The sequence below is a fragment of the Mycobacterium appelbergii genome, from assembly GCF_032883035.1.
Lineage (GTDB): Bacteria > Actinomycetota > Actinomycetes > Mycobacteriales > Mycobacteriaceae > Mycobacterium > Mycobacterium appelbergii.
On sequence record NZ_JAMQTH010000014.1, the window covers coordinates 1 to 24,565 of the forward strand.

The window sequence follows — 24,565 nt, forward strand, 5'->3', positions numbered from 1 at the left end:
GGACGATCCGCAGGCAACGACACCACCTCGGGAAGATCAGCCAACTCCCGCCGCCAATAGGCCAGCTGCCCGGCGATCACGCTGGCCGGATCGGACTCATCGCCGAGCCGATCATGCTGCCACAACGTGTAATCGGCATACTGCACCGGCAACGGCAGCCAATCGGGTAGCTGTCCCACGGCCCGATTGGTGTAGGCCACGCCCACGTCGCGCACCATCGGCGCCAGCGACCATCCGTCAAAGGCGATGTGATGCACCACAATTACAAGAACATGCTCATCGCCGGTCAATGACAGTATCTTCGCGCGAACCGGGATCTCGGCCGACAGGTCAAACCGATACGCCGCCAGCGCTGTCAGTTCACCTGCGACGTCGGCCTCTGACACCGACTGGACCGCCGGCCCCGCACCCCGCCACATCCCCGCCACGGCGGGCAACACAACCTGCAGCGGCACCCCGTCAACGTCGAGGAACACCGTGCGCAATGACTCATGTCGGGCGATCACATCGTCAAGAGCCGCCGCCAACGCCGCCACATCCAGCGTTCCGGTGATCCGGAATGCGGTTGGCATGTTGTAGGTCGCCACCCCGCCCTCGAACCGGTTGAGGAACCACAGCCGTTGCTGCGCATAGGACAACGGGATGCGCTCGGGGCGCGGGCGAGCCTGCAACGGCTCGCGCCGACCCGTACCCGCACCGATGAGCGGTGCCAACTCGGCCACCGTCGGTGCGTCGAACACCGTGCGCACCGCAAGATCGGTGTCCAGGCCGGTGTTGACCTCAGCGATCACCCGCATCGCCGACAGCGAATCCCCACCCAGGTCGAAGAACGAATCGTCGATCCCGACCCGGTCCAGGCCGAGAACCTCGGCATAGATTCCGGCGAGGATCTCCTCGGTGGGAGTCGCCGGCGCGCGGTAGTGATCACCGTCGCTGTATTCCGGTGCAGGCAGGGCTCTTTTGTCGAGCTTGCCGTTCACCGTCAACGGCAGACCATCCAACACCACTACGGCCGCCGGCACCATATAACCCGGCAACCGCTCAGCCAACGCTGCACGGACGGCAACGGGGTCGAGCATGCCCGCCACCGACTCGGTGACATAACCGACCAGCCGTTTGTCCCCGGGGCGATCCTCGCGGGCCAGGACAACCGCCTGCGCCACACCATCCAGCTGCGCCAAAGCCGTTTGAATTTCGCCCAACTCGATGCGGTAGCCGCGGATCTTGACCTGTTCGTCGGCACGGCCCAGGTATCGCAGCTGCCCATCAGCGCCCCATGACACCACATCCCCGGTGCGGTACATGCGCAGCCCGGTGTCCCCGAACGGGCATGCCACAAAACGCGATCCGGTCAGCCCGGCCCGACGCCAGTATCCGACGCCGACATTGCGACCTGCCACATAGAGCTCACCCACCACACCGGTGGGCACCGGACGCAACCACTGATCCAAGACGAACAGCGCCGCACCCGGGAGCGGCGATCCGATCGGCGGTACGCCCGATCCGGCGGTCAGTGGCGAGCTCAGGGCCACCCACATCGTGGTTTCGGTCGGGCCGTACTGATTGATCATCACCCGGCCCGGGGCCCAGCGGTCCACCACCTCGACCGGGCAGGGTTCGCCACCGACCAGCAAGGCCACCGAGTCCAGACCGTCCGGTGACAACGCCGCGGCCGCGGTCGGTGTCAGACCCAGAACATTGATGCCTTCCGACTGCACCAGGGTGTGGAAGTCATGCGGTGAGCGGGCTGTCTCTTCGCTGACGACCACCAGCCGCGCACCGCTCAGCAGCGCATTGAAGATCTCCCAACCCGAGATGTCGAAGCTGTAGGAATGCCACTGCGACCACACCTGCCCGGTCGGGTCGAGCATGCCGTCGAGAGATCCGATCAGCTGCGTGACGTTCCGGTGGGTGATGGCCACGCCTTTGGGAACACCCGTTGTTCCAGACGTATAGATGATGTAGGCGATGTCGTCGGGGTCCGGTTCCGCAAGGCTCGTGCACGGGTAGGTCTCGATGGCCGGATCCTCGGAAACGACGACCGGCAGCGCGTAGTCGGCCAACCGCCCCGCCAACGCTCGGGTGCTCACCACCGCGACCGGCCCGGCATCGGCGATCAAGAAGTCAATTCGCGTCTGGGGATGCGCCGGATCGATCGGGAGGTATGCGGCACCCGTCTTGAGCACTGCCAGAATCGACACGAGCGCGTCGGCGCACCGGTTGAACAGCACCGCCACGCACTGTCCAGGGCCTGCCCCGTGTTCGGCCACCAGGTGTGCCAGCCGATTAGATGCCTCATCCAGCTCGCGATAGGTCATCGCGTGCCCGTCACCGCTGATCGCCACGGCGTACGGTGCGTGAATCACCTGCTCTGCGAACAATTCCGGTATCGAGGTCGCGACCGGCGTCTCGGACAGCATCCGGTGATTGCCATGGTCGAACAGCCGAGCACATTCGGTTTCATCCAGCACGTCCACCGAGGACAGCGACCGTGACCAGTCCGCCGTCATCGCGGTCAATACCTGTTGTAACCGCTCGGCCAGGTCGGCCACCCCAAGATCGGCCAGCGGATGGCCCGTGCCTGTGGTGCTCAGCATGAGCTGCTCTCCCACACCGGAGAAGAACAGTCCGAAGCCACCCACCACACCCGCGTTGGTCAGACACGCCGATGCCGTCGAACCACCGAAGTCCAACGTGAACGTCGACGGGAGGAAATTGATGCTCACTCTCCTGGCCGGCAGGCTCGCGACGCGAAGGTTGGCCTTGCGCTCGAGCGCGTGCACGGGGAACCGTTGGTGCTTCACGGCGTCCCGTATGCGGAGATCGACTTCTTCGCAGAAGCTCGCAACCGAAACGTCCGGCGATGCCTTCAGAACCAGCGGCACCACACCCGCGATCATTCCTGGAAGCGTCTTCGTCTCAGGACGCACCCGTCGACTGACGGGGAAGTCCAGCACCACCTGCGAGCCGTCACCCTGCCATCCACGCACCAACAGCGCGCACGCCGCGGTGATGACCGATGACCGGGGGAGATTCTTCGACTCGGCGAGCGCATCGGCGTGACGCAGCACCGCCGGGTCCAATTCCACCGGCGTCGAGGGCCAGCGCGCTTCACCGGCATCGACGGCATCGGCCGTCGGAGGAAAGGTCTGCGTTGGTTGCGGTACGTTGCCGGCCCAGTAGTCGGCGTCGTCGACGTAGTCCGGGGATGCTTCGTATTCCGCTTCGCACTTGATCAGTTCAGCCAGCGAGCCGAACAGCGTAGGTGGTATCGGGGCGCCCGACACTGTGGCCGAGTAGACCGAGGCCAACCGCTGACCGAACAGCGCAATGCCCGTGCCGTCCAGCACGATGTGGTGGCAGCACGCAATCAAGAACAGTTCATCGATCCGTGTCTGGAACAGGCCAAATCTGAACAGCGGTCCGGTCAACGGCATTGGCGTGTTCTGGATCGCGACTGCCATCTCGCGGGCTTGCCGCACCGGATCGTCCGCGCCGCTCAGATCGTAGAAATCCAACTCGATATCGGGGTAGTCGTGCACCCTCTGAAAGACGCGCCCGCCCGCCTCGCAGAAGCCGGCCCTGACTGGTTCGGCCTCTCGCATCACTCGGCGGATCGCCCATTCAAGGGCATCGCGTTCTATCGCTCCCGCGATTTTCACGAACAATCCCAGTTGCCACTCCGTACCGGAGCGGGCCAGGCCTTGCGCAAGCCATATGTCCAGCTGCGCACGTGTCAACGGCAGCGACTGTTCACCAAGCTGCATCGGAGCTCTCCCACCGCGAGACGTATACGTGCCCTCCCGTGGGCGTCAGTTGCCGGAGGGCTGGCGTTGCGCCAGCCGCTCGCGGAGACTCTTCGGCCGAATATCAGGCCAATTCTGCTCGATGTAGTCCAAACACGAAGAGCGGTCAGCCTCGCCGTGAACCACCTTCCAGCCGCCGGGAATGTCGGCGAAGGTGGGCCATAGGCTGTGTTGCTCCTCGTCATTGATCAGGACGAAAAAGCTGCCATTGTCATCATCGAACGGGTTGATCGTCACCTGGTTCTCCCCACGTCTGAGTGGACCGGAAATATCGTTCAACGAACCAGCTGCAAGGCAGTCCAGCCTTACACCTTGCCCCCCGTTGCCTGTTTCCTGCGGCCCACTACAGCTATGCCTTGAATAGTTGCAGGGCGCTAGCATATCCACTTCTTCTTGACGTTCGTGCAGAAATCGGTGATCCGGACTCCACCTGTTGCTACACCACGGACATTCGACTTCATGATCAACTCGAGCGTAAGCATGTAGCAAATGTTGTAGCATTTCGCATGCGGGACTTAGTAGCTGGTACAGTCACTAATTGTCTGCACTGTCGACGCACACGCATCATCATAGCAAACATTTTTCGATGAAAAATAGTTAGATGCTCGACAAATTGCGATAACAGTCGAGCGGGTGCATGTTAGCCAGAAATCTCACAGGATTCGATATTCAAGATCATGATCTACTCATTTGCGATTGCAAAAACAGGCGAACTTTTGCATCGAGTGATCGCAGCACATCGCCGGTGCACCGAGCGCATCCGAGCGTCCGGGCGGCACCACGAATTCGGTCACAGATTCCAGGACGTGCGACGTGACGGCTCGACGCTTATTTGAGTGAACAAACACCTTTATTTGACTTGTGAAAGACATTGACATCGACGTTGCTAGATACGCATATTGATGCGTCGCTATACACCGCTCAATCAATGATTTCCCGCACGGTGACCGAACACCTCAGCTGACGCTGGCCAACACGAACGGGAGCACCGCCGGCGCGCCCGCGTCGCGCAGCAGCCGGGTGGCCATGGTCAAGGTCCAGCCGGTGTCCGACATGTCGTCCACCAACAGCACCGGGCCCTCCCAGGGCACCTCTGGCCGTTCCCAGGCGCCGTCGAGGGCTGCCACCCGGTAGGCCGAGTTCGCGGCGGCGACGGGTCGGTGCTGTGAGGTATAGCGCAGGATGCCCAGGTTCGTCAGCCGCCCGATCTGCGCGAGCCGCTGCACGGTCGAGGAGATCAGCACCGGATGGGTGGCAGAGTCCAGCCCCATCACGGCAACCGGGCGCCGACCCCAATCCCAGGCCTTGAGTACGTCGACGGCCGCGGCCATCACCTCGTCGGGAACCTCGCCATCCGGCGCGGCCAGCAGCCGCCGCAATCGCGCTCCCCACCCAAGGTCGGTGAGCCTGCCGATCGCGCGTCCGGGTGCGGCGCCTCCGGTGATACGGCCCGACAGTTCCACACCCAACGCGGACAGCCCCGACGGCCACTGTTTGCGTGGGGCCACCACGACACCGGGCCTGGCCAGCCGCTGCGCGGTGTCACTCAGGATGTCCTCGGCGACCGCGGCCTCGTAGTGCTGGCCGGTGCAGTTGTCGCAACGTCCGCACCGCTCGTCGGGCGCCAGCTCGGGGTCATCAAGTTGACTGCGCAGGAACACCATTCGACATTCTCGGGTCGCCTGATAGTCCAGCATCGCCTGCTGCTCGCGTCTGCGGGCCTCATCGAGTGCGCGATAGCGGGCCTCGTCGTAGCTCCAGGGTTCACCCGTACCGATCCAGCCGCCCTTGACGCGGCGGACGGCACCGTCGACGTCCAGCACCTTGAGCACCATCTCCAACCGCGACCTGTTGAGGTCAACCAGTGGTTCCAAAGCCGGTGTGGATTGGGGCCGATCGGTTTCCAGCGCATCGATAACGTTGCGCACCATCGATTCCGAGGGGAATGCCACCGAGGCGAAGTACCGCCACACATCCTGATCCTCGGATCCCGGCAGCAGGATCACCTCGGCACTGTCAGTGGCACGCCCCGCACGGCCCACCTGCTGGTAGTAGGCAATGGGTGAGGACGGTGCCCCCAGATGCACGACGAAGCCCAGGTCAGGTTTGTCGAAGCCCATGCCGAGCGCTGACGTCGCAACCAGGGCCTTGACCCGATTCTCCAGCAGGTCCGCTTCGAGCTGCTCACGTTCAGCGGTGTCGGTGGAGCCGGTATAGGAGGCGACCTTGTGACCGCGCTCTGCCAGGAGCGTCGCCACATCATGAGCCTGGGCGACCGTGAGGGTGTAGATGATTCCCGATCCGGGCAGCGAATCGAGTTGCGCGGCAACCCATGCCGCGCGTTGAGCCGGGTTACCGGCACAAACCACCGACAGCCGCAAGGATTCCCGGTCCAGTCCCCCGCGCAGCACCAGCGTGTCACGACCGCCGACGCCCAACTGCGTTGCGACATCACCCACCACGCGGTCGTTGGCTGGTGGTGGCCAACACCGGGACGTCGGAACCCAGATCAGCGATCAGCGTGCGAATGCGGCGGTAGTCCGGCCGGAAGTCGTGCCCCCAATCGGAGACGCAGTGCGCCTCGTCGACCACCACGAGACCCGCGTCAGCCGCCAGCGACGGCAGTACGTTGTCGCGGAAGTCGGGGTTGTTGAGCCGTTCCGGGCTGACGAGCAGCACATCGAGATCGCCGTCGCTGACCTGCCGGTGGATGCCGTCCCACTCGGTGACATTGCCCGAGTTGATCGTCGCGGCCCGCACACCGGCCCGCTCGGCCGCGGCCACCTGGTTGCGCATCAACGCCAGCAGCGGCGACACGATCACCGTCGGACCGCGGCCCGCGGCACGCAACAACTTGGCCGCGATGAAATAGACCGCGGACTTGCCCCAGCCCGTGCGCTGCACGACCAGGGCCTGACGACGCTGGACCACCAGAGCCTCGATCGCAGTCCACTGATCATCGCGCAGCGTCGCCGTGGGCCCGGCCAGTTGTTCGAGTATCGACTGCGCCTGCTCGCGGGTTGCCATGGCACCTATGGTGCCCGGCCACTCCGACAGGCTGCCGTCACAGTCCCTGCAGTGCCTTCGAGACCGGCGTCGGCGTCACATCGACACCGCATCGGGCCGACAGTTCGGCCACCGGATGGTTGATCTGTCGCAGTTCGGAAGCGACCTGCGGGTTGTTCTCGAAATACGTCCGGTAGCCCGCGTCAGGGTTCCCGTCGGTCTGCCGGGCGATATCGGTCAACGCCTGGTCGACCTGTGGATTCGCGGCCAGGTACGTGCTGGTCGAGGCCGTGACCGTACTGACGGTGCCGGCAACTCCACTCTCTTGGCACGCATCGGGCGCCGCATTGGCCATCGGCAAGGTGAACGCGGCGGAGACGACGCCGCCGGCGCACATTCCGTAGAGACAACGGCGGACTGTGCGTGCGGACATCTTCTGCATCGAACTTCACTCCTTCGGTTGGCGATCTGGTGATCGCTACCGAAGGGTTATCCGTCAGCCGCCCACGCTAAACAGCTTGTGGCCTATCCGGCCGCGGCCTGCGCTGCCTCCTGCTCGCGCTTGATCTCCAGCGCGATGTCGATGAGCTGGTCTTCCTGGCCACCGATGAGCTTGCGCTGGCCGGCCCGGTGCAGCAGCTGGTGGGCGGGCACGCCGTAACGCTCTGACTGGCGGATGGCGTGCTTGAGGAAGCTCGAGTAGACGCCGGAATAGCCCATGATGAGCGCGTTACGGTCCAGCAGGCATTCGGCGGGCATGGCGGGAGCCACCACCTCTTCCGCGGCGTCGGCGATATCGAAGAAGTCGATGCCGGTCTTGACGCCGATCTTGTCGAACACCCCGATCAGGGCCTCGACCGGCGCGTTCCCGGCACCGGCGCCGAAGCGACGGCAGGAGCCGTCGATCTGCTTGGCACCGGCACGGACGGCCTCGATCGAGTTGGCGACGCCGAGGCCGAGGTTCTCATGCCCGTGGAAACCCACCTGCGCGTCGTCGCCGAGTTCGGCGACCAGCGCAGAGACCCGGTCGGCCACCCCTTCGAGCACCAGCGCGCCCGCGGAGTCGACGACGTAGACACACTGGCAGCCCGCGTCGGCCATGATGCGGGCCTGGGCGGCAAGCTTCTCCGGCGAAATGGTGTGGCTCATCATCAAGAAACCCACGGTCTCCAGGCCCAGCTCACGGGCGAGCCCGAAGTGCTGGATGGACACGTCGGCCTCGGTGCAGTGGGTGGCAATCCGGCAGATCGATCCGCCGTTGTTCTGCGCCTCTTTGATGTCCTCCTTGGTGCCCACGCCCGGCAGCATCAGGAAGGCGATCTTGGATTCCTTGGCCGTCTCGGCGGCCAGCTTGATCAGCTCCTGCTCGGGGGTTTTGGAGAAGCCGTAGTTGAAGCTCGACCCGCCCAACCCATCGCCGTGGGTGACCTCTATAACAGGAACGCCCGCACTATCTAGGGCCGCGACGATGGCGCCGACCTCGTCCTTGGTGAACTGATGACGCTTGTGATGACTGCCGTCGCGCAGCGACGTGTCCGTCATCCGAATGTCCCACATCGGGTTGAAGTAGATGTCGTCGATGCTCATGCTTGTCCTCCTCCGGCCGTCGCGGAAAGGCTTTCTTTGGCGATCTCTTCGCCGACCTTGGTCGCCGCCGCGGTCATGATGTCCAGGTTTCCAGCGTAGGGCGGCAGGTAGTCGCCCGCACCCTCCACCTCGATGAATGTGGTGACCAGCGCCTGTCCGCCGGAGTTGATCGACGGGTCGTCGAACTGCGGTTCGTTCAGGAGCCGGTAGCCGGGCACATAGGTCTGCACCTCGGCGACGACGTCGCGGATCGACTGCGCGATCGCCTCCCGGTCGGCGTCCTCGGGAACCGCGCAGAAGATGGTGTCCCGCATGATCATTGGCGGATCCGCCGGGTTCAGGATGATGATCGCCTTACCGCGCTTGGCGCCGCCGATGTTCTGCACGCCCGCACTGGTGGTCTTGGTGAATTCATCGATGTTGGCGCGGGTGCCCGGCCCGGCCGACGCCGAGGACACCGACGCCACGATCTCCCCGTAGGGCACTTCGACCACGCGGGACACCGCGTGCACGATGGGAATCGTGGCCTGTCCGCCGCAGGTGACCATGTTGACGTTCGGCGCATCGAGATGCTCACGGAGATTGGCCGGGGGGATGACGCCGGGACCGACCGCGGCGGGCGTCAGATCGATGGCGCGGATTCCCGCCTCGGCGTAGCGCGGGGCCGCGTCGCGGTGCACATAGGCACTGGTGGCTTCGAACACCATGTCCGGCTTCTCGCTCTGCGCCAACAGCCAGTCGACACCTTCGTGTGAGGTTTCCAGACCGAGTTTGCGGGCACGGGCCAGCCCCTCGGACTCCGGATCGATGCCGATCATCCAGCGCGGCTCCAGCCACTCCGAGCGCAGCAGCTTGTAGAGCAGGTCGGTGCTGATGTTGCCTGATCCGACGATCGCGACAGATGCTTTGTTCGGCATTAGTTTCTCCCTACCTATTCGAAACTCAGGTGTACTGAACCTAACCCGGTGAAGTCAGCGATGAAATCGCTGCCAGGGGGTGCATCTATCGCACGCGTGCACGAACCCGGCAACACGATGTCACCGGCCTTCAACCGCACCCCGAAACCCTCCACCTTGCGGGCCAGCCAGGCCACCGCGGTCACCGGATTGCCCAGCACCGCATCACTGCGACCCTCCGCGACGACCTCACCGTTGTTGGTCAGGACGGCGTCGATATTGCGGATGTCGATGTCTTTGGGCGACACCCGTGCCTCACCGAGCACCCAGCCGGCCGACGACGCGTTGTCGGCGATGGTGTCGCACAGTTTGATCTGCCAGTTGGTGATCCGAGTGTCGATGAGCTCGATGGCCGGGGCGAACGCGGCCGTCGCCGCCAGCACGTCCTCCTCGGTGCAACCCGCGCCGGGCAGGTCGTCGGCCAGGATGAACCCGACCTCCACCTCGACCCGCGGGTACAGGAAGTTCGACGAGGGGACCGGCCGGTTCTCGAACACCTCCATGTCATCGAGCAGATGGCCGTAATCCGGCTCGTCGACGCCCATCATCTTCTGCATGGCCTCACTCGACAGCCCGACTTTGTGACCGATCACGCGCGCGCCTTCGGCGACGCGTTGACGGATGTTGATCAGCTGGATCTCGTAGGCATCGACAACATCGATGCCGGGATTGCCGTCCGTCAACGGAGTGATCGGGACCCGGCTGCGTTCGGCTTGCGCCAGGTCAGCAGCCAACTGATCGCGCACCTCGACACTGAGCATTCTGGTGAAGTCCCCTCGCTTCTTTGACCGGGGCGGTTGTTGGATCGCTGGCCCATTCTATAACGTGTTCTACATGACTGGACAGGAGTACGACGTCGTCGTGGTCGGCAGCGGCGCTGCGGGCATGGTCGCCGCCCTCACCGCTGCCCACCAGGGCCTCTCGACAGTAGTCGTAGAGAAGGCTCCGCACTATGGAGGTTCCACTGCGCGGTCAGGTGGTGGCGTGTGGATCCCGAACAACGAGATTCTCAAGCGTGACGGGGTGAAGGACACGGCCGACGCCGCCCGCACCTATCTGCACGAGATCATCGGGGACGTGGTGCCTGCGGAGAAGATCGACACCTATCTGGACCGCGCCCCGGAGATGTTGTCCTTCGTGCTCAAGAACTCTCCGCTCAAGCTGTGCTGGGTGCCGGGGTACTCCGACTACTACCCCGAAACTCCTGGTGGCAAGCCCACCGGCCGCTCGGTGGAGCCCAAGCCGTTCAACGCCAAGAAGCTGGGCGCCGACGAGCCGGGCCTGGAACCGCCGTACGGCAAAGTGCCGCTGAACATGGTGGTGATGCAGCAGGATTACGTCCGGCTCAATCAGCTCAAACGGCATCCCCGCGGTGTGCTCCGCAGCCTCAAGGTGGGCGTGCGCTCCGTGTGGGCCAACGCGACCGGCAAGAACCTGGTCGGCATGGGCCGAGCGTTGATCGGCCCGCTGCGTATCGGCCTGCAGAAGGCCGGGGTGCCGGTGCAACTGAACACCGCGCTGACCGATCTGTACGTCGAGGACGGCATTGTTCGTGGGATCTGGACGCGGTCCACTGATGCGGCCGAAGATGCTGAGCCCGTGCTGATCCGGGCTCGCCGCGGCGTCATCCTCGGATCGGGCGGATTCGAGCACAACGAGCAGATGCGGGTCAAGTACCAGCGCGCGCCGATCACCACCGAGTGGACGGTCGGCGCCAAGGCGAACACCGGAGACGGCATTCTTGCCGCTGAGAAGCTCAATGCCGCACTCGAATTCATGGAGGATTCGTGGTGGGGCCCGACGGTCCCACTGGTCGACTCGCCATGGTTCGCCCTGTCGGAGCGCAACTCCCCCGGGTCGATCATCGTCAACATGGCAGGCAAGCGGTTCATGAACGAGTCGATGCCCTATGTCGAGGCCTGCCATCACATGTATGGCGGGCAGTACGGCCAGGGCGCAGGCCCCGGGGAGAACATCCCGGCCTGGCTGATCTTCGACCAGCAATACCGCGACCGCTACATCTTCGCGGGACTACAGCCGGGACAACGCATTCCGAAGAAGTGGCTGGAGTCCGGCGTCGTCATCAAGGCCGACACGCTTGCCGAGCTGGCCGAGAAGACCGGGCTTCCCGCCGACGCGTTCGCTGCGACGATCGAGCGGTTCAACGGCTTCGCGCGCTCCGGCGTCGACGCGGACTTCAAGCGCGGCGAAAGCGCTTATGACCGCTACTACGGCGACCCGACCAACAAACCCAACCCGAACCTCGGCGAGATCGACCACGGCCCGTTCTACGCGGCCAAGATGGTGCCGGGCGACCTGGGCACCAAGGGCGGAATCCGCACCGATGTGCACGGGCGGGCAGTGCGTGATGACGGTTCGGTGATCGAGGGACTGTATGCCGCCGGTAACGTCAGCTCACCGGTGATGGGCCACACCTATCCGGGACCGGGTGGCACGATCGGTCCCGCCATGACCTTCGGATACCTCGCAGCGCTGGACATAGCCGCCGGAAAGGTTTGACATGCCGATCGACGTCGACAAGGCGCTTGCCGCCGACCTGGATCCCATCGAATTCTCCTGGACCAGCAGCGATATCCAGCTCTACCACCTGGGCCTCGGTGCGGGCGCCGACCCGATGGACCAGCGTGAGTTGCGCTATCTGACCGACAACACGCCGCAGGTGTTGCCGACGTTCGGCAATGTCGGCGTCAGCTTCCACATGACCGAGGCGCCGACCGTGCAGTTCCCCGGCATCGACATCGAGCTGTCCAAGGTGCTGCACGCCAGCGAGGCGGTCACTGTGCCCGGCCCGATTCCACCCAGCGGGACCGCACAGTCGAAGCAGCGCTTCACCGAGATCTGGGACAAGGGCAAGGCCGCCGTCATCGTCAGTGAGACCACGGTGACCGACCCCTCCGGCACGGTGCTGTGGACGACGAAACGATCCATCTTCGCCCGCGGCGAAGGTGGCTTCGGCGGCGAGCGGGGCCCGTCGGCGTCGGTCGAGCCGCCCAGTCGCGCACCGGATATCGAGATCGCTCTACCGACGCTGCCGCAGCAGGCGCTGCTGTACCGGCTCTGCGGCGATCGCAATCCGCTGCACTCCGATCCGGCGTTCGCCGCCGCCGCGGGATTCGACCGGCCGATCCTGCACGGGCTGTGCACCTACGGCATCGGTTGCAAGGCCATCGTCGACAACCTGCTCGACGGCGATGTATCGGCCGTGAGCTCCTACGGCGCCCGTTTCGCCGGCGTCGTCATCCCGGGCGAGACGCTGCAGGCCAACATCTGGAAAGAAGACGGCAAGTTCGTCGGCAACCTGACTGCGCCGGCCCGCGACAACACCATCGTGCTCTCGGGTGTGGAGCTGACTCCGGTTTAGGCGACCGAGCAGGTTTCCCTCCGAGATGGCGTGAGGTTCGCAATAATCGTTTGACGCTGATGGTTGATGTCCCGACAGCCGGGCGCGTCGGTGGTGTGCGAGCGGAACGGCCCCGAACAGGAGCCGCCCCGATGGCGGGAGGCTGGCGGTGACATCAAAAGTGCTGCGCGGCTTCGGCTCTGGGGCAATATTGCTGAGCCTGCTGACCACCGGATGCGCGGAACCCCCCGCCGGGTATACCGATTTGCACGAGGATTACACCACCAAGCCGAATGGTGACCATCCCCCGACGTTCGACTCAGGCCAGGAAGCCGTCCTCACCTACACGCCGAACGAAATGGCGATTCCCACCATTTCTGGTGGGAGATCGGTCATCACCTACCGCGGCGACGGCAAAGGGGCAGGCTACGCGTCCGGTCAGCTCAATGTCACTGGCGCATACATCGAGGCCGACTGGGACTTCAGTTCATCGGGCACGACGGAAAGCGGCGTGTTGGCCCTGGGTCTGTACGCGAGCCCCCTGCCGCCCGGCGACCTCGGGTCCAGCCGCGTGCCCGACAGCCCAGCGCACGTTGTCTTTTCCAACGACCATTTCGAATACGGCGTGTGGAAAAACGACAACCTGACCGTGATCGCAAATGTTGCATACGGAACAACATTCACGACCGAAACTCAGCACGTGGCGGTCTTCGTCCGCAAAGACCTCGGCCAAGCGTGGGTCCTGGCCCCCACCGGCGCCCTATATGGCCCGTTCTCGCATCAGTCCATCAGCGATACCGAAGCCCCGTATGCCGCCGCCGAACAGTTCTACGACAATGCAGACACCGACAGGCGCGTGGAGATACAAAAGTGGCGTGCGACGGGCGAGCACATCGATATCCCTTGAAATCGAAATCGACTGCGCTGAGAAATAGTTTGACGCCGGCAACCATTGGCGCATTTCGGTGTAGATTGACCCCGTGACCTGGGCGCTCATCGACTTCGACGCGCTCGAAGTGAATCAGCTGGCCGAATGGCGTCAAGTTCGCGATGCTGATCCCACGCTCGACAGCCCGTATTTTCATCCAGCATTCGCCGGCGCGGTACACGCGACGTTCGGCGATGTTCAAGTAGCGACCAACGGCCACGAGGCCTGGTTTCCCATACAGGTCAAAAACCGGGTGGCACGGCCGGCGGGATGGCCGGGGGCCGACTTTCACGGTCCGGTCGCGGCGCCGGGGGTGTCGATCGATCCCCTCGATCTGGTGCGCTCCACCGGTCTGCGGGCGCTACGTTTCGATCACGTGTCTGACGACCGCACCGAATTCGCACCGTGGGTCGACGAACGCGAAGAGTCGCCCCTCATCGATGTCACTGACGGCCTCGACGGCTACCTCGGCCGACTCGGCAAGGCGAGCCGGGACAAATTGTCACGGGTGCGCAGGATGACCAACAAAGCAGCGCGTCAGCTTGGCGAAGTCCGTCTGGTTCACGACGTACAGGACCCGGCCCTCCTCGATTGGGTGATCTCCAACAAGCGTGCGCAGTACAACGCGACCGGTGCGTACGACTTCTTCGCGATGGCGGGCCGCCGCGAGTTCGTACACCGCCTTGCCGAGACCAGAGCCGACACCTTCGCCGGCATGCTGTCGGCGGTATATGCGGGCGAGACATTGTTGGCTGCACATTTCGGGTTGCGGGACGGCGGCGTCTTGCACTGGTGGTTCCCCGTATTCGACCGCGAGTATGCCGAGCTGGCGCCCGGGTGGATCCTGTTGCGCGAGTTGATCTCCGCCGCGCCTGCGTTGGGAATGACGCGCATCGACCTGGGACCGGGCGAAGAAGAGTACAAGCTCAAGGCCATGACCGGTTCGACCGTCGTGTGCCAAGGCGAAGTCACGCCCGACCGCCTCCGCCGAAAGTTACGGGTAACCCGGGTAGCCGCCCGCCGCGTTGCCATTGCGCGGCTGAAGAATTCTCCACTCAAACCTAAGCTCAGTGCAATGCGGGCAGCCGGATACCGCGCTCTTTCCACGCGCGACGCCAAGCGTTAGCCTTATCCGTGTAGTCCGGGAATGCGCCAGTACCCATTCCTTCGAGTCGGTTTGGTGAACGCCATGGTCGCCCGTGAACAGCGGGTCCTTTCATAATATTTCCATCTTCAACAGGAATCCCGATGCGCCGATTACTCATCTTGTGTCTTCCACTCATCGACCTGCTCCTGGTGCCGGTAGCGGCCTCGGCATCCGTGGCGATGCGACTGATCCGCCGAGCGGGTATAGATCGCCTACCGAACACATTGCGAGTTTTCCGCAGAATCGGCGTTTACCCTCTCCGAGACCACTACTACGAGCCGCTGTTCAACCCTGCCCATCTCGGAAAGCCACTGAGCGCGGATCGCGAGTTGCCTGGCGTGAATTGGAATGTCGACGAGCAGTTGGAGCTGCTGAAAGGATTCGACTTCAACAACGAGTTGGAGGCTATCCCCCTCGAGAACCGCGGCGAACTCGAATACTTCTACAACAACGAAGCCTTCGCGTCCGGTGACGCCGAATTCCTGTACAACATGATCAGGCTGTACAAGCCACGGCGCATTTTCGAGATTGGCAGCGGATCGTCAACGCTGCTGGCTGCGCGCGCCGTTCAGCGGAATCAGCGGGAAGACCCCGGTTACACGTGCGAACACGTCTGCATCGAGCCCTACGAGGCCGACTGGCTGGAAAGCTTGGGCATCACCACGATTCGTGAGCCGGTGGAACGGGTGGAGCTCTCGTTGTTCCGTGAACTCGAAGCGAACGACATCCTGTTCATCGACTCGTCGCACATGATCCGGCCCCAAGGAGACGTTGTCGTCGAATACCTTGAGATACTGCCGATTCTCCAGCACGGGGTGTTGATCCATGTCCATGACATCTTCAGCCCGAAGGACTATCTCGACGACTGGATCCGCAACGGCGTTCGGTTCTGGAATGAGCAGTACCTGCTGGAGGCCTTCCTGAGCTTCAACGCCGAGTTCAAGATTATGGGAGCGCTGAACTTCCTGAAGCATCGATATCCAGCAGAACTGGCAAGCTGCTGCCCAGTGCTCGAAGACCAGATGAACTCGCGGGAACCCGGATCCTTCTGGATCCAACGAGTCTGATCGCGAAACGACGCAAGCTACGTTCGTCGCCTGAGCAGACGCGGAATCCAGATGAAGTCCGGAATGACTTGCGCGGCGACCATCGCGAGGACGGCTGCGGCGATTACCCCACTCCCGCCCCATCTCCCAGCCCACCAGATGCCGAGCAGCACTGTCGTCACTCCCATAATGGTGATACAGGCCGACTGCCAACGTGCTTCCCGCGGCATCGTCAGCATCACACCGCCGGGTAAGTGGATACATTCGACGACGAGCAACGCGGCGAACGCCACTGCCAGAGTGCGCGTTGTTACCACTTGACCGTCCGATAGCAGCGAAGTGGCCCATGGCGCGAACGCCACGATGCCGATACCGGCAACCACGGACAGCGTCCCGAAGACGACTACGGACTTCAACCACAACTTCATAGAGGCATCGACGTCCGAACGGCGTTTGACGAACACCGGCCACAATGCCATCCCGGCAGTGTCGAACACCATCCACACCACCCCGAAGATCTGGGCCGTCAGCGCGTACCGGGAGAGTTCATCAGGGGTGGAAACATGCGAGAGGATCAGCCGGTGCGATTGAAGTCCCAGCGGGAGGCCGATACTCAACACAAACATCCAAAGCGAACCCTGTAGGAGCTTGCTTCTCGCGTACTCGACACTCGGACACGAGAACGCCGCCAGTCCCAGCCCGCTCAGCCGCAGCGCCAACGCCGTAGCGATGCAGTTTCCCGCCAAGGCACCAAAAGGTCCCGATACCGCATACCAAATACCGACAGCACCAATATTTTTCAGAGTCAAAGTAATCAGCAACGCGAATACCGCGTTTGACATGCTCAGCAGCACCGCCAGCGGATTCATGTTCAATCCGATGATGATCCGAATCCCGATGCCGGCCGGAATACCCAGAGCGATCAGGCATGTCGCCGAGGTGATCGCCCAGCGGTCGGCGGACCCCGTCGTGGCGCCGATGAAATAATGCCAGGTGTCCGTGGCCATGATGGCGGCACTGATCAGAATCAACACTGCCGCAACCGACATCAGCGTGCGCAGGCCGCGCTGGACTGTAGCAACGGCCTCCCGGTCTTCAGACAGGCGACCGGCCCGCGAGCACGCGGTGGTCACCACCGCGCCGATTCCGAGATCGGCGAACGGTATGAGCAGGGTCAGCGTCGTGACCAGTGACACCAGGCCGAACACGGCCTCTCCGGTCTGACGGACTATCAAAGCGGTATTCGCCAGCCCGATCAGAGCTATCAGCGGTGTCCCAGCCACTCGGAACGCCGTTCCCATCACAATTGCCTTGCGCTCCACGGGATGCAGTGTTGCGTCGTACCGGTCAGGGCCGGCGGTGCTCACGATCATGTTGCGAACGATTTACGGATTGACAGCGAGAAATACGCTGAGCGCCGGACAGTGCCCGACGCCATCAGTCTGGACAGCGTGGTGCTGTGCAACGAACGCAGCTGCAGGCCATCGACAATCAGCTGCACTGTTTTTGCCCGGTCGAACGTGCATGCAGGGTTGTCGGCGAGTACGTCGTGCAACAAGACGATGCTGCCGGGCTCAGCCCGATCAAGCACATCGGACGCCACCTTCTCCTCCGCCAGTCCGCGCCAGTCGAGACTGTCCACGTCCCACATCACCGTTTCCAGGCCTGCGTCGCGCTCCCCGAGGAATGTGCTGACAGTCTGAGCTCCGAAAGGTGGACGAAAATACTTGACTGGCATTCCGGTGATCTCGGCCAGCTCCGACGCAGCCGCGCCGAGCAGCAGTCGTGTTGAACGTCGCGAACCGCCCGCAAGTCTTCGATGATCGAGCCCGTGCAGACCGACTTCGTGGCCTTCGGTGACGACCCGACGCACCAGCTCCGGAAAGCAGCGAGCATTCTGCACCAGCATGAAAAAGCTGGCGTGAGAATCCTGTTCGGCGAGTATGTCCAGTATTCTGGGTGTCCATCCAGGATCAGGACCATCATCGAACGTCAACGCCACCAGGGGTTCATCGGTTCTCACATACCCGACCGAACCCCAGCGGGCTCCCCCGAGCTTATCGACAGTTCGGTGCGCAGCACGTTGGATGCGGCGGGTGAATGGATCGTTCATCTCAACTCCGTCATCACAGCAGTCCCGTGATCGGATCTGAGTGCTGCCTGCGTCTTCAGCGTCGTGACGGCACGGGATCCCGCCAACTTGATCTGAACCAGGTATTCCCAGCAGCGCAGATAGACCAGTGATGCCAACCGACCGTTGAACGGGTAGCGGTCCACCCGGTCCCACATCCGTCGCATGTCTTGGAAGCACTCGCTGACGGCCCGCACCGATCCGGCACCACCGGTGTCGAAGTTGGCCACCACGCGTGCGACCGTGATCGGTTCCACCACCAATGCGGCGCGAAGCATGAACAGTTGGTCAGCGGCAATCGGGAACTCGACGTCGTATGCACCCAGCCTTTTCACCAGCGAGGCGCCGAAGAACGCTGCTTGGTGTGGAATCGTGCCACGTAAAGTCAGAAATTTCCGCAGGTCAAACGGTATGGGCGCCTGGAAACCTGCGCTCGTACCATCCGGTGCGATCTCGTGCTCAATCCCGTAGCCCCACAGCTGGTCTACCTGACCATGGCGGGAGAGTATCCGCACCACGTCGTTGACCGCCGAGGCATCCGAGTAACAGTCCGCAGAATGCAGGAACCACAACAGATCTCCCGAAGCGTGTGCGATACCTTGGTTCATCGCGTCGTACCTTCCGGCATCGGGCGTTGATTGCCAGTACGCCAACGCGGGTTCATACCGGGACAGATAGTCCACGACGTCGGCGCCGGACCCACCGTCGATGACGATGTGCTCGATGCGTCCCGGGTAACACTGGCCGCGTACGCTTTCCACCGTCCGTTTCAGACCACTCAGGTCGTTCAGCGTGATCGTGATGACCGAGACGGTGGGCGATGATGTCACTGGGTTCTCCGTGCACTCATGCTGATTCCGCTCCTCGCATGCCGCAACCCGATTCTGAGCGCAGCAACCGACGCGTAGATCCATGCCCAGATTCCCGGACGTCCCCATCGGAGCGCAGCCACAACAGACCTGAAAACTCCACAGATCGAACCCACTTCGAGCGCTGAGCTGATCGGGCTGTACAACATGTAGTCACCCCGGACGCGCCTCGATTCATCGGCGAGCTCGCGAACACCCCAGTCGATGTAGTCCTGACTGCGATCCACCCCCGGTCGGGAGGTCGAACAAGCGGTTACGTTGACCTCCACCAGGCACTCAGGAATCTGAAGGATTGACACATCCGGAAGCGCGCGCTGCACTTTCATCAACCACATCGGATCGTCGTGAATCGAACCCGCCGAGGCCGACAGTGGTACCGCATCGGCAACGGTTTTCGGGAACACCAGCGTCGGCACCGCCAACGACGGTCGCGCCCTGCGCATCGAGCACAGTTTCATCAGGTACGGCGCCACGCGTTCGTGTGACCCGATCAACCTTTCCGGAATGATCAGTGGCTTCCGCCCGTTCGCGCGCCGCACGTAACGGCAGGACAGAATCCACCGCTCGCTCTGCGGCGCTGCCGCGACCTGCTTTTCGAGCTTGTCTTCATGCCACCGATCGTCGTCGTCGAGCAGAGCGATGATTTCCCCCTTCGCCGAGTCGATTCCAAGCTGTCTGGCACGACCGGGACCAACCTGACCTGAGGTCCGCAATACGCGGACCTCGGCGGCACGCGGTACGTCGGGTTCACAGTCCGAGTCCACTACCACGATGACCTCCATGGGGCGCATCGTCTGCTTCAAAGCGGATTCGACCGCCGTGCGCAGGCTCGCTCTACCCACCGTTGGGATGATGACACTGATTTGTGCCGTAGAAGTCATGCGAGACTCCCCTCGATCGAAGTTGAAGTGGAAGGCAGATGTCGCGCCGAAAAGGCGACCGCGAGAACGGCTAGTCCCGCAAGCAGCCCATAGGACCACGGTGAGAACAGCAGATCCCAGATGGCCTGGACCGAAACTACGATAACGAGTGCGGCCCAACGGCCATATCGCGGCGCGTTCCAGATCATCATCAGTGCTGCGACGAACAGACCCAGTGGGAGAAGCGCGGTGAACAGTCCCCCTTCGGCCCAGACGCCGAGCAAGATCGAGTGCAGGGAGACGTCGCCATTGGCGTAGTACCAGCCGCTCTCCAACGGAACGGCCGGGTTGAAGCCAACGGAAATCGCGAGCCTCTGAGCCTGGTCGAAAACCTGTGCGCTGATGTTGTTCGCGCTTGCCCATCCGAACCACGGACGCTCCATGATGGCCGCGATCGACAATGGTGATTCTGTGCGGCCGGCAAGTATCAGGGGAACACCCTCGTCCAGCTGGCTTTCCGTCTTACGTTGAATCGCCGTGCCCAAGAGCCCGCTTGCCGCCAGCCGCGGTAACAACATGTATACCGCGAGTCCCGACGTTGCGGCGAAAGCAAGCTGCCACCATCGCGGAATTCTCGCGGCAGCGGCCCATCCCACCAGAACGATCACCCCGGCCAGAAGACAATTTGTGGCCAGCGATCGATAGTCCTGGGCCAAGCTGAAGGCTCCGATCAGGATCAACAACAAGGCCTGCAGCGGTAGCGCGAGCTTCAGCGCTACCGCAGCGAACAGGACGATGATCACAATCCACTGGCCCAACCCGTACTTCCACACATCCGCGAGAGATCGATAGAACATCGCAGACGCGCTGCCGGGCAGCATGCCGTAAACCACTGTGCCGATTGCTATCCCGCAGTAGATCGAAAAACAACGAAGGAGGTCTCTGCCGCCCAGCACCAGGATGCCGAGGTAATACACGGCGAACGCCGCCCATTGTTGTACTCGTTCATCAACCATACTGAGACCGTTGATCTGCGCAGAGATACAGAAGGCGGCGAATCCGGTCAGAGCGAGCGCGAGTGGAAGCCACTGCCCAACCGTCGGTCGCGTGAGAAGCCATGCAGGAGCCAGGAAAAGGCAGATAGGGGCGAGCATCGTCAAGGTGTACCCCTCAACCTGGAACGCCGAGGTGGCCCCCAACCCCATCAGTACGACGACGCTGAGCACCCGCCGTGCGCCCGCTCGGCGACGGCGAAACGTCCCACCCGCCGATGCAGGATTGTGGCTTGGAACGTGAACGAGGTCGCGCGCGTCCCTGCTCAGCGGCCCGGAGAAGGTTCCCAGATCCGTCACCGCAGGCACGGTCCGTCAACCAATCCGCAATCGGTCCGCCATGCTCGATCACGCACGGTAGGATCACCAACCGACGGCAGCACGACCGATTCCCGGGTTTGTTCTCGCTCGATGTCGCACCCCGGGTTGGTGAGCTGCACGGGAGGCAGGCCTTGAATCACCTCAGAGACCGGAACGCGGCCGGCGGATTCTCGCGCCGGCTTGCCGCATTTGCCACCATCCCAATGATGCTCTTGGCCGGGTGCGCCGATTCTGCGCCGCCCGCGACGAGCAGGTCGCCCGCGACGAGCGCGTCGCGTACAGCCAGCCAGCTGCCCGCGCCCTTGCCAAATTCCCTGCAGCCCGGAACTATTGGACTGAACGCCGTCACCCTGATCCTCCCCGCGACGCGAACCCAGCAGTACGACTACCTCAAAGCCGAGGGCTTCCCTGCTGTCAGGCTGGCCATCGAATGGGATCTGATCGAAAGGTCTCCCGGCGAATTTGATTGGCGTGAAACAGATTCCCTGATCAACGGTGCGGTCAGACGCGGATTGAAGATACTCGGCCTCCTGACCTACGCCCCGTCGTGGGCGGTTCCGCCGCAATCCCGTCCTCTTGTCCACCCGGGGCCTGCGGACGCCAAGGCCTGGCGCAATTTCGTGGCACACGCTGCCCAGCGCTACCGGGATGTCGTCCACAATTGGGAAATCTGGAACGAGCCGAACGTCGACGACAGCTTCGCGCCGGCGCCCGACCTCGCCGTGTACTCGGCGATGCTCAAGGAGTCGTATTCGGCCATCAAGGCGGTGGATCGCGATTCGGTCGTAATTACCGGCGGGACATCCCCAGCCGTCGACACTCCGACAGAGATGTCGCCTCTTACCTTCATAAAAGGTCTGTATGACCATGGCGTGGGTGACTCCTTTGATGCGGTGGGCATGCATCCCTACAGCTCGCCCGAACTGCTCAGCACCGAGGGTGCCGCGGAGACGTCCAACTCGAATCGGGCGATCAAGGACGTTACTGAACTGATGGCTTTTCACGGACAGAGCGGAAAGCGGATTTGGTTCACGGAGTTCGGTGCATCGACGGCCGCCCCCGGTGGAACCGCACCTGATCTGTCCGGACAGCAAGTCGGCGTAACACTGGACCGTCAGGCCGATATTCTGACCGACGGCATCAACTACGTGCGGTCTCTGTCCAATGGCGGCCCGATATTCCTGTTCGACCATCGTGACATCGAAACAGGCAGCCGCAACGTGGAATTCAACTATGGTCTGCTCCGATCAGATTTCACAGCCAAGCCTTCGCTCGCTGCGGTCCAAGCCCTCCTACGCATCAGATGACGCCTGAGCAGTGACGAAGGCGCGGCCGTTCACCATCGAGGTTGCGCCACGGGGAAGGTCGATCCTCAGTTTGGTCGTAGCGCTGTCCTTTCGCTCGAACCACGTCTCACCTTCTGTCGGGTTTGACCTGATGAACTGGGCAGGAGAGCCTCCGTAGATGCCCGGAGCCGGACTGAGCTCCCTGCTCCTGCTCAGCGTCGAGTTCGCGACCAGTAGCGAGCGAGGCGGCAGGATGGCCCCCTTCAGCACCAGGCAGTTGGTCAGGACCACGGAACGCTCGCCGATGCTGACCAGTCCTACTGACTGGACGTTGAGCATTATGTCGATCTCGTGGCTCAGAATCGTGGTTCGCTGACCAGCGATACCGGACATGTCGCCGATCTGAACTATCCCGGAACAGTCGATATTGTGTCGACTGGTGATGATTGCGCCGTCACCCATGATCAAGCTGCCGACATCGGCATGCATCGCTTGATAAGCCGGATGCGCAGAGATGGTGTTGAAGGACCCCATCGTCGCGCCGTCACCCATCTTCAGCAGCCGAAGAGACCGAAAGACGTTCAGCCCGGCAATCGTTGTGTCCCTGCCGATGACGGCGCGGTGGACATTCAACGCCAGCACGGGACCGATGCGGGCCGCCTGAGAGATATCGTGTCCGAAGAGCCGCAGCACCTTGTTCTTCAGCGCACTGCTGGGCAGCAGCCAAACCAGCAATTCGATCCTCCTCACTGCGGCCTCCCTGCTGAGCAGTCCCCGTCCGGTGACTCGGTGAACCACGCGTACATCTTCTTCAAACCGGCTTCGAGCGTGACTGTGGGGCGCCAACCGAGGCCACTCAGTTTGCTGTTGTCCATGATCTTGCGCGGAGTCCCGTCCGGCCGGTTCGGATCGAACGTCACCTCACCATCGAAGCCCACGATCGTTTTGGTCAACTGGGCAAGGTCTCGGATGGAGATCTCCTGTCCAGAGCCGACATTGACGATTCCTCCGTCGTCGTATTCGCTCAACAAGAACACACAGGCGTCGGCAAGGTCGTCCGCGTCAATCAGTTCCCGTAGCGGTGAGCCGGTTCCCCACACGACCACTTGCGACAGGTTCGACAGCTTGGCTTCGTGGAAGCGACGCATCAAACCGGCGACCACGTGAGAGTTTTCCGGATGAAAGTTGTCCCCTACCCCGTATACGTTGGACGGCATCGCAGCGAACGCGTTGAAGCCGTACTGTTTTGCGTATGCGTCGCACATCGTCAGCCCGGCGATCTTCGCGATCGCGTACGGCAGGTTCGTCTCTTCCAGTGGACCGGAGAGAAGCGCATCCTCCCGGATCGGCTGTTGCGCGTATTTGGGGTAAATGCAGCTCGATCCCAAGAACATGAACTTCTTCGTGCCGTAGCGGTATGCAGCGTCGATGACATTTGTCTGGATCTTGAGATTCTCGCGGATGAAGTCGGCTCCCTGAGTCGAGTTGGCGATGATGCCACCGACTTTCGCAGCTGCGAGGACAACGTACTCAGGCCGCTCAGCGGCGAAGAACTCCGTCACCGCCGTCGCGTTGTCGAGAGGGAGTTCCTGGTGCGTGCGGGTCAGGACATTCCGATAGCCCGCGTCTCGCAGCCTTCGGGTGATTGCAGAGCCGACCATGCCACGGTGGCCCGCAACGTAGATGAGCGAATCAGTTTGCATGAGTGCCTCCATATTTGGGTAGATTGAACTCAGGACCTCTGGGCTGCCAGCACTGTTGTGCCAGCCGAAACATCGGCGGTTACCAACGCCGTCGCTCCGACCGTCGCGCCGTCTCCGACACGGACACCGCGCAGCACTGACGCCTTCGCCGCGACCCAGACCGAATCTCCGACGACTACCGGCGCGTTGTCGAATTCGAAAGTGGGACTGCGTCGGTCATGACTGCCAGTGCACAGGAAAACGCCCTGAGAAATACAGGTATTCGATCCTATGGTCACTTGTTCGAGGTTGAGGATCCAGACCTCTTCGCCGATCCAGGAGTTGTGTCCGACCTCCAGCTTCCACGGCCAATGGATCTTCACTTCGTGCCGAACGATCACTCCTCCGTCGATCTTGGCGCCGAACAGGCGCAACATCCCAATTCGCGCTCGGTTCGGACACCACCACCTCATCAACAGTCCGCGCGACATCAGCCACAGGATCTGAATCGGCAGCCCGCGACCGCG

Annotated in this window: 20 protein-coding genes and 1 pseudogene; 6 read left to right on the forward strand and 15 right to left on the reverse strand. The window is 62.7% G+C overall.

Features of this window, described 5'->3' with window-relative positions; translation table 11 throughout:
* The 7 genes and pseudogenes from M1247_RS27405 to M1247_RS27435 all read right to left on the reverse strand — a co-directional run.
* Window positions 1-3,767, reverse strand: a 3,767-nt coding sequence (locus M1247_RS27405) for a non-ribosomal peptide synthetase (RefSeq protein ID WP_317159556.1), incomplete at its 3' end; no start/stop codon positions are given.
* A gap of 45 nt (window positions 3,768-3,812) precedes the next feature.
* A complete protein-coding gene (locus M1247_RS27410) occupies window positions 3,813-4,043 on the reverse strand; it encodes an MbtH family protein (protein WP_317159557.1) in 231 nt (76 codons plus the stop codon).
* 719 nt (window positions 4,044-4,762) lie between these two features.
* A pseudogene (locus tag M1247_RS27415) lies at window positions 4,763-6,833 on the reverse strand (RecQ family ATP-dependent DNA helicase).
* Between the two features lie 37 nt (window positions 6,834-6,870).
* Complete coding sequence (locus tag M1247_RS27420; RefSeq protein ID WP_317159558.1) at window positions 6,871-7,254, reverse strand: hemophore-related protein; 384 nt, start codon at window positions 7,252-7,254, stop codon at window positions 6,871-6,873.
* Window positions 7,255-7,337: 83 nt separating this feature from the next.
* Window positions 7,338-8,399 carry a 4-hydroxy-2-oxovalerate aldolase gene (gene dmpG / locus M1247_RS27425; RefSeq protein WP_317159559.1) on the reverse strand — a complete coding sequence of 354 codons (1,062 nt, stop codon included), beginning with the start codon at window positions 8,397-8,399 and terminating at the stop codon, window positions 7,338-7,340.
* Complete coding sequence (locus tag M1247_RS27430; RefSeq protein WP_317159560.1) at window positions 8,396-9,316, reverse strand: acetaldehyde dehydrogenase (acetylating); 921 nt, start codon at window positions 9,314-9,316, stop codon at window positions 8,396-8,398. The genes dmpG and M1247_RS27430 overlap by 4 nt, the downstream gene beginning before the upstream one ends.
* Before the next feature lie 14 nt (window positions 9,317-9,330).
* The gene (locus M1247_RS27435) at window positions 9,331-10,116 is read right to left on the reverse strand and encodes a 2-keto-4-pentenoate hydratase (RefSeq protein WP_317159561.1); all 786 of its coding nucleotides are present in this window, start codon (window positions 10,114-10,116) and stop codon (window positions 9,331-9,333) included.
* 73 nt (window positions 10,117-10,189) lie between these two features.
* On the opposite strand from M1247_RS27435, the gene kstD reads away from it, so the two are divergent.
* The 5 genes from kstD (at window position 10,190) to M1247_RS27460 (ending at window position 15,858) form a co-directional block, all read left to right on the forward strand.
* The gene (gene kstD, locus M1247_RS27440; protein ID WP_317159562.1) at window positions 10,190-11,875 is read left to right on the forward strand and encodes a 3-oxosteroid 1-dehydrogenase; all 1,686 of its coding nucleotides are present in this window, start codon (window positions 10,190-10,192) and stop codon (window positions 11,873-11,875) included.
* Window position 11,876: 1 nt separating this feature from the next.
* Window positions 11,877-12,737 (forward strand): enoyl-CoA hydratase ChsH3, encoded by an 861-nt coding sequence (locus tag M1247_RS27445; RefSeq protein WP_317159563.1) that lies wholly within the window; start codon window positions 11,877-11,879, stop codon window positions 12,735-12,737.
* A 148-nt stretch (window positions 12,738-12,885) separates the two neighbouring features.
* The gene (locus M1247_RS27450; RefSeq protein WP_317159564.1) at window positions 12,886-13,623 is read left to right on the forward strand and encodes a hypothetical protein; all 738 of its coding nucleotides are present in this window, start codon (window positions 12,886-12,888) and stop codon (window positions 13,621-13,623) included.
* A 73-nt stretch (window positions 13,624-13,696) separates the two neighbouring features.
* Window positions 13,697-14,770 carry a GNAT family N-acetyltransferase gene (locus M1247_RS27455; RefSeq protein WP_317159565.1) on the forward strand — a complete coding sequence of 358 codons (1,074 nt, stop codon included), beginning with the start codon at window positions 13,697-13,699 and terminating at the stop codon, window positions 14,768-14,770.
* Window positions 14,771-15,129: 359 nt separating this feature from the next.
* Entirely contained in the window at window positions 15,130-15,858 is a 729-nt protein-coding gene (locus M1247_RS27460; protein WP_317159566.1) for a class I SAM-dependent methyltransferase, read from the forward strand.
* Window positions 15,859-15,875: 17 nt separating this feature from the next.
* Here the strand turns inward: M1247_RS27460 and M1247_RS27465 are convergent, their stop codons facing one another.
* Genes M1247_RS27465 through M1247_RS27485 form a run of 5 tightly spaced genes read right to left on the reverse strand, consistent with a single transcriptional unit; the run spans window position 15,876 to window position 21,049 of the window.
* On the reverse strand, window positions 15,876-17,210 hold the full coding sequence (locus M1247_RS27465; RefSeq protein WP_317159567.1) for a lipopolysaccharide biosynthesis protein: 1,335 nt from the start codon (window positions 17,208-17,210) through the stop codon (window positions 15,876-15,878).
* Complete coding sequence (locus tag M1247_RS27470; RefSeq protein ID WP_317159568.1) at window positions 17,207-17,950, reverse strand: polysaccharide deacetylase family protein; 744 nt, start codon at window positions 17,948-17,950, stop codon at window positions 17,207-17,209. Before M1247_RS27470 ends, M1247_RS27465 begins: the two co-directional genes overlap by 4 nt.
* Window positions 17,947-18,798, reverse strand: coding sequence for a glycosyltransferase family 2 protein (locus M1247_RS27475; protein WP_317159569.1), 852 nt, complete (start codon window positions 18,796-18,798; stop codon window positions 17,947-17,949). Before M1247_RS27475 ends, M1247_RS27470 begins: the two co-directional genes overlap by 4 nt.
* Window positions 18,795-19,718 carry a glycosyltransferase family 2 protein gene (locus tag M1247_RS27480; protein WP_317159570.1) on the reverse strand — a complete coding sequence of 308 codons (924 nt, stop codon included), beginning with the start codon at window positions 19,716-19,718 and terminating at the stop codon, window positions 18,795-18,797. Before M1247_RS27480 ends, M1247_RS27475 begins: the two co-directional genes overlap by 4 nt.
* Window positions 19,715-21,049 (reverse strand): hypothetical protein, encoded by a 1,335-nt coding sequence (locus M1247_RS27485; protein WP_317159571.1) that lies wholly within the window; start codon window positions 21,047-21,049, stop codon window positions 19,715-19,717. Before M1247_RS27485 ends, M1247_RS27480 begins: the two co-directional genes overlap by 4 nt.
* A 98-nt stretch (window positions 21,050-21,147) precedes the next feature.
* Between M1247_RS27485 and M1247_RS27490 the strand changes: the two genes are divergently transcribed.
* Window positions 21,148-22,377: a cellulase family glycosylhydrolase gene (locus M1247_RS27490; protein ID WP_317159572.1), complete on the forward strand. Its 1,230-nt coding sequence runs from the start codon at window positions 21,148-21,150 to the stop codon at window positions 22,375-22,377.
* Here the strand turns inward: M1247_RS27490 and M1247_RS27495 are convergent.
* From M1247_RS27495 to M1247_RS27505, 3 genes are read right to left on the reverse strand one after another with little or no spacing between them, the layout of a single operon-like run.
* On the reverse strand, window positions 22,363-23,106 hold the full coding sequence (locus tag M1247_RS27495) for an acyltransferase (RefSeq protein ID WP_317159573.1): 744 nt from the start codon (window positions 23,104-23,106) through the stop codon (window positions 22,363-22,365). The genes M1247_RS27490 and M1247_RS27495 overlap by 15 nt on opposite strands.
* Window positions 23,103-24,059, reverse strand: a complete 957-nt coding sequence (locus M1247_RS27500; protein ID WP_317159574.1) for a GDP-L-fucose synthase family protein — start codon at window positions 24,057-24,059, stop codon at window positions 23,103-23,105. The genes M1247_RS27495 and M1247_RS27500 overlap by 4 nt, the downstream gene beginning before the upstream one ends.
* 29 nt (window positions 24,060-24,088) lie before the next feature.
* Complete coding sequence (locus M1247_RS27505; RefSeq protein WP_317159575.1) at window positions 24,089-24,475, reverse strand: LbetaH domain-containing protein; 387 nt, start codon at window positions 24,473-24,475, stop codon at window positions 24,089-24,091.
* Between the last annotated feature and the right edge of the window lie 90 nt (window positions 24,476-24,565).

Bases quoted from the DNA above. Each gene is read 5' to 3' on its own strand.
- M1247_RS27465 (WP_317159567.1), bottom strand. From the start codon at position 17,210: ATGATCGTGAGCACCGCCGGCCCTGACCGGTACGACGCAACACTGCAT.
- M1247_RS27500 (WP_317159574.1), bottom strand. From the start codon at position 24,059: ATGCAAACTGATTCGCTCATCTACGTTGCGGGCCACCGTGGCATGGTC.
- M1247_RS27430 (WP_317159560.1), bottom strand. From the start codon at position 9,316: ATGCCGAACAAAGCATCTGTCGCGATCGTCGGATCAGGCAACATCAGC.
- dmpG (WP_317159559.1), bottom strand. From the start codon at position 8,399: ATGAGCATCGACGACATCTACTTCAACCCGATGTGGGACATTCGGATG.
- M1247_RS27505 (WP_317159575.1), bottom strand. From the start codon at position 24,475: ATGTTGCGCCTGTTCGGCGCCAAGATCGACGGAGGAGTGATCGTTCGG.
- M1247_RS27470 (WP_317159568.1), bottom strand. From the start codon at position 17,950: ATGAACGATCCATTCACCCGCCGCATCCAACGTGCTGCGCACCGAACT.
- M1247_RS27435 (WP_317159561.1), bottom strand. From the start codon at position 10,116: ATGCTCAGTGTCGAGGTGCGCGATCAGTTGGCTGCTGACCTGGCGCAA.
- M1247_RS27420 (WP_317159558.1), bottom strand. From the start codon at position 7,254: ATGCAGAAGATGTCCGCACGCACAGTCCGCCGTTGTCTCTACGGAATG.
- M1247_RS27445 (WP_317159563.1), top strand. From the start codon at position 11,877: ATGCCGATCGACGTCGACAAGGCGCTTGCCGCCGACCTGGATCCCATC.
- M1247_RS27480 (WP_317159570.1), bottom strand. From the start codon at position 19,718: ATGACTTCTACGGCACAAATCAGTGTCATCATCCCAACGGTGGGTAGA.
- kstD (WP_317159562.1), top strand. From the start codon at position 10,190: ATGACTGGACAGGAGTACGACGTCGTCGTGGTCGGCAGCGGCGCTGCG.